The organism is bacterium (assembly GCA_017744355.1).
GTDB lineage: Bacteria > Cyanobacteriota > Sericytochromatia > S15B-MN24 > UBA4093 > JAGIBK01.
Genome location: JAGIBK010000001.1, coordinates 152,926 through 163,379, shown reverse-complemented (window position 1 = coordinate 163,379; position 10,454 = coordinate 152,926). Strand labels below are relative to the sequence as shown.

Annotated in this window: 7 protein-coding genes; 6 read left to right on the top strand and 1 reads right to left on the bottom strand. The window is 68.2% G+C overall.

Translation table 11 applies throughout. From position 1 onward, the window contains the following. The first annotated feature begins 44 nt into the window (after nucleotides 1-44). From J7643_00870 to J7643_00845, 6 genes are read left to right on the top strand one after another with little or no spacing between them, the layout of a single operon-like run. Entirely contained in the window at nucleotides 45-1,025 is a 981-nt protein-coding gene (locus tag J7643_00870; GenBank protein MBO9539123.1) for an IPT/TIG domain-containing protein, read from the top strand. Nucleotides 1,026-1,033: 8 nt separating this feature from the next. Continuing rightward, the gene (locus tag J7643_00865) at nucleotides 1,034-2,920 is read left to right on the top strand and encodes an IPT/TIG domain-containing protein (GenBank protein ID MBO9539122.1); all 1,887 of its coding nucleotides are present in this window, start codon (nucleotides 1,034-1,036) and stop codon (nucleotides 2,918-2,920) included. A gap of 25 nt (nucleotides 2,921-2,945) precedes the next feature. Then, nucleotides 2,946-4,859 (top strand): SMP-30/gluconolactonase/LRE family protein, encoded by a 1,914-nt coding sequence (locus J7643_00860; GenBank protein MBO9539121.1) that lies wholly within the window; start codon nucleotides 2,946-2,948, stop codon nucleotides 4,857-4,859. A gap of 20 nt (nucleotides 4,860-4,879) precedes the next feature. Continuing rightward, nucleotides 4,880-6,067 carry a hypothetical protein gene (locus tag J7643_00855; protein MBO9539120.1) on the top strand — a complete coding sequence of 396 codons (1,188 nt, stop codon included), beginning with the start codon at nucleotides 4,880-4,882 and terminating at the stop codon, nucleotides 6,065-6,067. A 1-nt stretch (nucleotide 6,068) separates the two neighbouring features. Further along, entirely contained in the window at nucleotides 6,069-7,952 is a 1,884-nt protein-coding gene (locus J7643_00850; protein ID MBO9539119.1) for a hypothetical protein, read from the top strand. Nucleotides 7,953-7,965: 13 nt separating this feature from the next. After that, nucleotides 7,966-9,894 (top strand): hypothetical protein, encoded by a 1,929-nt coding sequence (locus tag J7643_00845; GenBank protein ID MBO9539118.1) that lies wholly within the window; start codon nucleotides 7,966-7,968, stop codon nucleotides 9,892-9,894. 22 nt (nucleotides 9,895-9,916) lie between these two features. On the opposite strand, the gene J7643_00840 is transcribed toward J7643_00845, so the two are convergent. Beyond that, nucleotides 9,917-10,453, bottom strand: coding sequence for a hypothetical protein (locus J7643_00840; protein ID MBO9539117.1), 537 nt, complete (start codon nucleotides 10,451-10,453; stop codon nucleotides 9,917-9,919). Between the last annotated feature and the right edge of the window lies 1 nt (nucleotide 10,454).

Below are 10,454 nucleotides of genomic sequence, written 5' to 3'. Positions count from 1 at the left end.
AGGGTAAGATACCCTCGTTGTCGCTTCGACGAAGGAAGAGGCCGGTGCGCCCATCGACTGCCCTTCTGCTGCCGCTCGCCGCCTTGACCGGATGCCAACTGGCTGGCCAAGGTTCTTTCCCGGTGGCAGAAACCGACCCGCTCACGGGTCGGGTCGCCTTCACGACGCGCCGGGTCCAGGCGGACCTGACCGAAGTCGGCACCAAGGCGACCGTCTCGCTGATCGACACCGCCAACAACCGCACCGAGGCCGCCACCGTCACCGACGAGCACGGCGCCTTCAAGCTGACCTTCACCCGGACCTTCCGCCCCGTCACCGGCACCCTGTACTACCTGGAGGCGGTCAAGGGTCTCGGCAACAACGCCCCCGGCAACAACGCGGCCCGCGTCCGCACCATCGCGCGCTACCAGAGCGGCTGGACCACGCTCACCAACGCGCTCCCCAACCAGGCGATCGTGCTGGACGCCTCGACCACGGCCCTCTCCATCGGGGCAGCGCTGCGCCACGGCAACCCCGCGCCCTTCGACTTCTCGTCGATCATCGGCAAGATCGCGGTCGGCTCGCCCAGCACCTACGTCGAGGTGCCCGCCCTGCCGACCTCGGACTACACCTCCCTCTTGAACCTGGTCGAGCAGAGCCTCGTGGACAACCTGGATCCCGTGGGGGGCATCCGGCTCATGCTGCCGAACACCTGGCTTCAGGTCCTGCGGGGCCTGACCATCTCGGGCCTCGTTCCGGCGAGCGGCAGCATCGGCGCCACGGTCTCGATCACGGGTTCCGGCTTCAACACCCTGCCCGGGGCGAACCTCGTCGCCTTCAACGGGGTCATCGCCGTCGTCACCGCCGCCACCCCGACCAACCTGACCGCCACGGTGCCCGCCGGTGCCACCACCGGGGTGGTGACGGTGCAAAACGGCGATCGCTCGGCCACGGGCCCCGTCTTCACCCTCACGGGTATGCTGCCGGGTGCCATCGGGACGGACGGCTCGGGCGTGCTGCCCGGCGGCATCTCGGACGGGAATTGAGGCTCCGGATGCCGATGCGCCGTTTCTCACGCTACGCGCTCGCGGCCCTCGTGGCCCTCGTCGTTCCTGCATGCCAGCAGGAGCCGCCGGGGGTGCAGCAGCAGGCGAGCGTCCCGCTACTGACCGGGCGTATCTTGCCCGAGGACCGGGCCGTCGCGGCGGCCCTCGCGGACATCGCGAACGGCGCGACCGTCGCCTTGATCGACGCCGTCACGGGGCAGACGGTCGCCACCACGGTGAGCAGCCCCTCGGGTGCTTTCAGCCTCTACACCACCGTGGCCTTCAATCCCGTCGAAGGCCGCCCTTACTACGTCGAAGCGAGCAAAGGCCTCGCCATGGGCGGCGATCCGAACCGGGCAGGAGCGTCGGTCGCCCGCATGCGAACCCTGCTCTTCTACCAGGGCGGCAACTGGCTCAGCCTCGCAAGCCCCGTCCCCGGCGCGAGCATCACCATCGGCTGGGCCACGACGACCCTCTCGGTCATTTCGAGCCTGCGCAACCTCTCACCCGCCGCGCAGCTCGCGCTCGCTGGGCGGATCGCGGGCAGCAACTTCAACGCCACGGGCACCGTCATCGATCCGGTCGAGTTCCAGAAGGTCTACGCCTTGGTCGATGCTGCGCTGCGCGCCGACCAGGACCCCTTGGAGGTCATCTTCTACGATCCGACGGCCGCCACGCTCGCTGCCCGGTACGGCCAGGGCGCAGGCCCCCTCGTCATCCACGACACCCTGTCGCCCCAGACGGCAACCCGCGGTGGGACCGTCACGGTGACGGGCCAGAACTTGCCGGCACCGCGCCCCGATACCCGCGTCTGGGTCGGGGACATGCCGGTCGCGGGCTGGAGCGTGAACGCGAATCGCTCCGAGTTGAGGCTCACGTTGGGTTCGTCCGCCTACGGCGGCATCCTCAAGATCACCCAGGGGAGCAGCACCTGGTACGGTCCGTACGTACCGGTGAAGGGTACCGTGGGCACCCTGGCCGGCAACGGCAATGCCGTCTACCTCGACGGACGCGGCACGCTTGCGGGGATCCCCGACCCCATCGGCCTTGCCGCGGACAGCTTCGGCACCCTGTACGTCGCCTCCGGTCAAGGCTACCGTATCCGCAAGCTCACCACTTCGGGCCTCATGACGAGCTTCGTCGGGACCGGCGGGGCGGGGACGACGGATGGCCCGGCGGGGGTCGCGACCGTCAACGCGCCGCACGGCCTCGCCTTCGACGCCGCCAACAACCTGTACGTCTGCGACTACGCGAAAGATCTCATGCGCCGCGTCACGCCGAGCGGCATGACGAGCACCATCGCGGGCACGACGAGCGGGTACGCTAATGGTCCGGCCGCCACTTCCCAGCTCTTTCGCCCAACGGGCGTCGCGGCCGATGCCAGCGGGAACGTCTACGTCGCCGAGCAGGGCAACCACGTCATCCGCAAGATCACGCCGAACGGCCAGGTCCTCACCTACGCGGGGGTTGGGCTCACTTTCGGATCCGCCGACGGGCCTGTCGCCTCGGCCACCTTCAACAACCCCGCAAGCGTCGCCCTCGACACGGCGGGCAACCTCTACGTGGCGGACGAAGGCAACAACCGCATCCGCAAGATCGATGCCCTCGGGAGCACCGTCACGACCCTCAACGCGACGCCGCTCGCGGGCACCCCCTTCGGGCTGACCCTCGATTCGGCCGGCAACGTGTACGTGGCGTGCCGGGACGTGAACGTGATCCAGAAGGTGACCCCGGGCGGCACGGTCAGCACGCTCGCGGGCTCCGGGGTCCCCGGTACCCAGGACGGGGCGCTTTCAACCGCCCAGTTCAGTTGGCCTCATTTCCTGGTGTTCGTGGGCGACAACCTCTACGTCACCGACCGGCGTACCCACCGGATCCGCGTGATCACGCCGTAGGGAGGAGCCGGGAATGAGCAAGCGTATGAATTCACTGATCCTCTGCGCGGCGATCGCCCTGAGCCCGCCGCTCGTCGGGTGCATGGAGGGGCCCACCGCACACGGACCTGCGGTCCAGCAGGTGACGGGTCGGGTGTCGTTCGCGACGCGCGCGGCACAGGCGACGCTCGGCGAGGTCGCAAACGCCGCGACCGTCTCCTTGATCGATCAGAGCACGGGCAACACCGTCACGGCGTCCATCACGGATGCGTCCGGCAACTTCGTGCTGACCTTCCCGACCTTCACCCCCCAGCGCGGCGTGCCCTACGTCCTCGAGGCCGTGAAGGGGCTTGCGGTGAGCGGGACGAGCAACCGCGCCGGGACCTCGGCCGTTCGGCTGCGCAGCCTCCTGTTCTGGAACGACGGCTGGCAGAGCCTCACCAACACCACCCTCAACGCGGGGATCGTGGTCAGTGCTGCGACCACGGCCGTTGCGACCGTCGCGAGCCTCAAGCGACAGGCGGGGGTCCCGGTGACGCTCTCTAGTCTCATCGGCACGGTCAGCGGCAGCACGTTCAGCGAGACGGGCACGGGCCTGAGCAACGCGAGCGACTTCACGCCGGTCTTCGGCTTCGTGAGCAACGCCGTTGCGCTGGACCAGGACCCCCTGCGCGCGATCGCCTACGACAAGGCATCTGGCACCTACTCGCTGGCAACCGCCGTGCCGTGGATCAGCGGCTACGCGCCCAAGACCCCCATTCCGGGCGGGACCGTCACCGTCACGGGTGGCAACTTCGAGCGGCTCACCGGCCGCAACCTCTTCTACTTCGGGGCCATCCCCGCGAGCACCTGGAGCGTCTCGGCCGACCGTAGCACGGCAACGGTCACGGTGCCGGCCAATGCCTTCTCGGCGCCGTTCACCTTGCTGCAGCCCAATGGACTGGTCCAGACCATCGCGCCCTTCCTGACCCTCAAGGGCACGGTCGGAACGCTCGTCGGCAACGGAGTTGCCGGCTGGTGGGACGCGGTCGGCACCAACGCTCAATTGAACGGTCCGTTCAGCATGATCCGCGATGCGAGCGGCAACACGTACTGGAGCGACGAGTACGGCCACCGGATCCGCAAAGTCTCCCCCGATGGCCTTGTCACCACGCTCGCCGGCGACGGGACCATGGGCCTACTGGACGGCACGGGCCTGGGCGCTCGGTTCAACTATCCCTGCGGTCTCGCGCTGGACGGCGAGGGCAACCTGTTGCTCGCAGCCTACGTCAACCATTCGATTCGCCGAATCTCCCCGACGGGGGTCGTCACCACCCTCGCGGGCAACGGCAGCGCGGGCTATGTCGATGGGGTCGGCAGCGCGGCGCGCTTCTCGAGCCCCGTCGGGATGGTGCGCGACGGCGCCGGCAACCTCTACGTGGGCGACAGCGGCAACTACCGCGTTCGCAAGATCTCCGCGGCGGGCGTGGTCAGCACCATCGCAGGCAACGCCGCCTCCGGCTCGGTAGATGGGGTCGGCAGCGCGGCGCGCTTCAACTCGCTCTACGGCATGACGTTGGATGCCAGCGGCACGACCCTTTATATCGCCGACAACATCTCGAACAAGATCCTCAAGGTGGTGCTTTCGACCGGGCAAGTGATGACCTACGCGGGCACCGGCGCGGCGGGCTACGCCGACGGGGCGGCCACCACCACGGCGATCCTCAAGGCCCCCCATGGGGTCGCGTTCGATGCGGCAGGCAATCTGTACGTGGCCGACACCAGCAACTACCGGATCCGCAAGATCGATCCGACGGGCACCACCGTCTCGACGGTCGCTGGCACGGGGGTGTCGGGCTACGCGGACGGCCCCATCGCCACGGCGACCTTCAAGGACATCACCGACCTCAAGGTGGACGCCGACGGCAACCTCTACGTGGCCGATCGCTCCGCCCACGCCATCCGGGTCGTCACCCCTTGACGCGACAGGAACCTTTCAAGATGCTCAGCCGTACGCTCATTAGACGCCTTCTCCCCCTCGCCCTCACGGGCCTCGTAGCCGTGGGCGGCTGTGCGTCCGAAGACGACGGGCTGTTCGTGAACGGCCCGGGCAACACAGGGAACACCGGTGAAACGGGCGGCAGCGGCGTCGAGGGGCAGATCCCGCAGGCGACCCCGACGCCCTCGAACGGCAACCCTGGCAGCACCCCCACGCCAGCGCCCACCCCGACCCCGACGCCCATCCCGACCCCCACTCCAACGGACATCACCGGCGGGACCGACACCGAGACCACGCCGGCCCCCCTGCCCACCATCGGCACGGGCGAGACGCCCACCCCGGGTGCCACCCCGATCGGCACCCTCAGCAATCCCTTCGCGATCGCCGGGGCCCAGGGCCTTGCGGTGGCCCCGAACAGCGCATCGCCCTGGGTGCTCAATCAGAGCAAAGCCCTGGTGCTGAACGATCAGGGCAGCACGGGTGAGAGCTACGCGACGGGCCTCTCGCAGCCGGCGCTGATCGCGACCGCAGAAGCCGGTGAGCTCTGGATCGCCAATGCGGGCGACAACACCTTGCACCTCGTTACCCAAGGGCTTCAGGGGCTCACGCGCACGGGCCACTACGCAATCGATCCAGCACCCGTCGCCCTCGCGGTGGATGAGACCGAGGCCTGGACCGCGCACGCGGGCGGTACCCTCAATCGCCTGACGCGCGCGAGCGGCACGGTCACCTCCTTTGCCGTCACAAGCCCCACGGCGATCGCGCTCGGGACGAACGCCGTCTGGGTCGTGAGCGCGAGCAACAACCAGCTCTACCGCGTCTCGCGCGCTGACGGCGCCAAGACCTCGTTTGCGGTGGGCAATCAGCCCGTTGCTGTCGGGGTGGATCGCACGGGCACCGTCTGGACGGCGAATGCCGCAAGCAATAGCCTGAGCCGCCTTGCAGGCGGTTCGGGGGCCGCCACGACGATCGCGCTTGCCGGCAGCCCGACGGCACTTGCAATCGACACCGACCGGGTCTGGGTGGGCCTCTCGAGCCCCAGTCGCCTGGCCTGGTACGGCCTGGACGGCAGCTTCCAAGGATCGATCCCGCTGCCTGCGGCCCCGGGGCCCATGGCGATCGATGCTTACGGCAAGGTCTGGCTCGTGACGCCGAGCAGCCAGAACGTCTACCACGTCTGGGGGCGCTGAGATGAAGCAGCCGATTGCCCCTATCCTCTTGGCCTTCGGGCTCTGCGTCCTTCCAGCCTGCCACGCCGAAGCGCCGACCTCGCAGCAGGCGCAGGCGAGCACGCTCGTGCTGAGCGGGCGCATCGTCACGAACGAGCGCACGACGCTCGCAGCGATCGCGCAAATCGCGAACGGCGCGACGGTCGCCCTCATCGACGGCACCACGGGCCTCACCGTCGCCACCACCGTGAGCGGCGCCGATGGCGGCTTCAGCCTCTATGCGACCGCGCCCTTCGTGCCGGTGGACGGTCGCCCTTACTACCTTGAAGCCTCCAAGGGCCTGCCAATGGGCGGCGAGCCGAACCGCGCCGGCGCCTCCGTCGCGCGCCTCAGGACCCTCCTCTTTTCGCAGGGCGGCAGCTGGCTGAGCCTAGGCAGCGCGGTGCCCGGCGCGAGCATCGCCATCGGGCCCGCGACCACGGCCCTCTCGGTCATCGCGAGCCTGCGCGCTCTTACGGTCTCCGAGACGAGCGCGCTGACCGGCCATCTGAGCGGCACGACCTTCAGCCCCTCGGGCACCGTCGTGGACCCCAGCGAGTTCAGCGCCGTCTACGCCCTGGTCCAGGACGCCCTCGCAAGCGACCAGGATCCCCTCGAGGTCATCAGCTACGATCCGAGCCCGGTGTCGGCGGCGAGCCGCTACGGCAAGGCGGCCGGGCCTCTGGTCATCTACGACGGCTTCACGCCGGCCACCGCCGCCAAAAGCGGAAACGTGACCTTCAACGGCCAGAACTTCCCCGTTTACGCCCCCGACGTCACCGTGAGCATCGGCAACCAGAGGGTTGCGGGCTGGAGCGTCAACGCCGATCGCACCCAGCTCACCATCGCGCTCGGCGCGGCGGCCTACGGCGGCATCCTCACCATCAGCAAGGGCACGAGTGTTTGGACAGGCCCTTACGTACCGGTCAGCGGCACGGTTGGGACCTTGGCGGGCGGGGAGCCCGGTTTCTTCAACGCACGCGGCGCCTCCAGCCTGTTCAGCCAGCCTATCGGGATCACCATCACGACGACGGGGCAACTCGCCTTCACCGACGCGGGCAACAACGCCATCCGGCTCCTCACCCCTGCCGGAGCCGCCTCGACCTACGCGGGGACCGGGGCCGGCGGCACGGCAGACGGCCCGCTCGGGACGGCCACCTTCGCGTCGCCGCACGACGTCGCGCGCGATGCGGCCGGGAACCTCTACGTCGCCGACTACGGCTCCAACCGGATCCGGAAGATCCTGCCGAACGGCTGGAGTACCACCTACGCGGGCACCGGCGCGTTTGGCACCACCAACGGTGCGACCAGCAGCGCCACCTTCAATTATCCGGTCAGCACCGCGGTGGATGGGGCCGGTAACGTCTTCGTGAGCGATCGCGGCGCCCACGTGATCCGCAAGATCACCCCCGCCGGCGTGGTGAGCACCTTTGCGGGCATCAGCGGCACGACAGGGGCGACCAACGGCGCGCCTGCGAGCGCGACCTTCTGGGATCCCGGCGGCATCGCCGTGGATAGCGGCAACAACCTCTACATCGCCGACGAATCCAACCTGCTCATCCGCAAGATCGACGCGGCCGGCACGACGGTCTCTACCTACAACCTGGGCAACACGGCCTCAGGCCCCTTCGATCTGACCATCGACGGTTCGGGCAACCTCTACGTCGCCTGTCGCTCGGGGAACGTCGTTCAAAAGGTGGCGACCAACGGCGCGGTCTCCACGATCGCAGGCTCAGGCACGCTGGGCTACATGGACGGCGACCTCCTGAGCGCACGCTTCAGCCAGCCACACGCGGTGGCGCTCATCGGCAGCAACCTCTACGTCACGGACCGCGGCAACAACCGCATCCGGGTCATCACGTTCTAGGAAGGGGGAGGCCGTGTCTCGAAGCCGCATCACCCTGCTGGCCGCACTCACCCTCAGCCTTACGGCTACGGTCGCCAGCTGCGCCGCGCAGGCGCCCCTGAGCCTCGCCAGCGCCAGTCAGCAGGTTTCGGGCCGTGTTACCTTCGCCGTCGAGACGCGCGCGGCTCAGGCCACCCTCACCGAGGCCGCGAACGGTGCGACCGTTTCCCTGGTGGATGCGGCCACGGGCAACACGCTCGCTGCCACCATCACCGATGCGAGCGGCAACTTCGTGCTGAGCTTCCCGGCCTTCACGCCCCAAGCGGGGACGCCTTACGTGCTCGAAGCGGTCAAGGGCCTCGCGGTGGGCGGCAGCACCAACCGCGCTGGGTCACCGGCCGTTCGCCTCAGGACACTGCTGTTCTGGAACAGCGGCTGGCAAAGCCTCACCAACACGACCGTCAACACGGGCATCGTCCTCAGCGCCGCCACCACCGCCGTCGCCGGCATCGCGAGCCTCAAGAAACAGGCGGGCACCCCGCTGACCCTGACGAACCTCGTGGGCAAGGTCAGTGGCAGCACGTTCAACGAGACGGGCACTGGCCTGACCAACGCAAGCGACTTCACCCCGGTGCTTTCGCTGGTGAGCAACGCCATCACGCTGGACCAAGACCCCCTGCGCGCGATCGCCTACGACAAAACGACGGCGACCTACTCGCTCGCGACCACCGTGCCGTGGGTCAGCTCCTACGCGCCGAAAATCCCGACCCCAGGCGGTACCGTCACGGTCTCGGGCAACAACCTCGATCGCCTCACCGGCCGCAACGTCTTCTTCTTCGGCCGAGTCCCCGCAGCTACCTGGAGCGTCTCGGTCGACCGCAAGACGGCCACCATCGCCGTCCCGGGCGGCGCCTTTTCCGCCCCCTTCGTCCTGGAGCAGCCGAACGGCCTCAAGCAGACGATCGCGCCCTTCCTGATGCTCAAGGGGACGGTCGGCACGATCGCCGGCAACGGCGCTGCCGGCTGGTGGGACACCATCGGGGGGAATGCGTCCTTGAACGGACCGTTCGGTGTGGTCCTGGACAAGGCGGGGAACCTCTTCTGGACGGACGAGTTCGGCCACCGCATCCGCAAGCTCAACCCGCTCGGCAACGTCAGCACCCTGGCGGGTGACGGCACCGCGAGCTTCGCGGATGCCCAGGGCTTGGCCGCCAAGCTGAACACCCCGTGTCACCTGGTCTTCGATAGCCTCAACAACCTGTACATCGCCGACAACGCCAACTACCGCATCCGCAAGATCACTCCGGACGGCACGGTCTCGACGCTTGCCGGCAACGGCAGCCCGAGCGCCACGGACGGCACGGGAACCGGAGCGGGTTTCATCGGGGCGGTCGGCATCACGAACGACGACCAGGGCAATCTCTACATGGCGGACGCGGGCGGCGCGCGAATCCGCAAGGTCGTCATCTCGAGCGGGGTCGTCACCACGCTCGCGGGCAACGGCACCCTCGCATCCGTGGACGGCACGGGCGCGGGCGCCCAGTTCGCCGACCCTTACGGCATCGTCGCCGACAAGCGTGGCAACCTCTACGTGAGCGAGCACGGTGGCAGCAAGATCCGCAAGATCGTCATCTCGAGCGGCGTCGTGACGACACTGGCGGGGAACGGCACCGCGAACTTCGCCGATGGCACGGGTGGGGCTGCCATGTTCAAGAATCCGCATGGGCTCGCCATCGATGGTGTCGGCAACCTCTACGTCGCCGACACCAACAACCGACGCATCCGCAAGGTCACCCCGGCCGGCGTCGTGACCACCGTGGCCGGCAGCGGCGTCGCTGGCTTCGCCAACGGCACCACGAGCGCGGCCACTTTCGGTGCCGTGACCGGTGTGTGCGTGGACGATGACGGCAACATCTACGTCGCGGATCGCTCCAACAACGCCATCCGCGTCGTCACCCCTTAGCAGAGGGATTGGGTGAACTCGCCTAAAGGATCTCGATCGTTCGAGACGCCTGAGGTGACGGCAGGCCGCTTTCTTGCCCGGTCTCCAAGCTCGGCAGCTCAGGTAAGAACGAATCGGTGGCAATCAGCAGCGAATAGGTTCCTACCGGAAGCGCGAGATCCAGACTCAGCGTAGCGATCCGGGGCGGCACATATATAGCTGATATGAGGCAAGTCGAGCCAGGAGCCATCTCCTTCCTCTCCACCTGACCCGTCACCGTGATGGTTCGGGCGGCGTCATCGACGATCGCCTTCATGCTAGGCGTCGCCAGGCGATCTCCGCTGTAACGGCAGATCCACGGCGTGAGCGAAAAAGTCGCCCCCGCAGAGGCGGTGGCCGGCGCATCCACGTAGAACATCCGGGCAGGCACCTGGACATCCTGGAACAGGCAACCATTCACCGGGGGACTCGAACTCACTGGCAACAAGGTTGAGCAGCCCACCAGCAGGACGGCAGCGCCCGTGGCATAAGGCAACGAGCGGATCGTACGAGCAAAGGCGGCAGAAAGCGGGTGATTCATC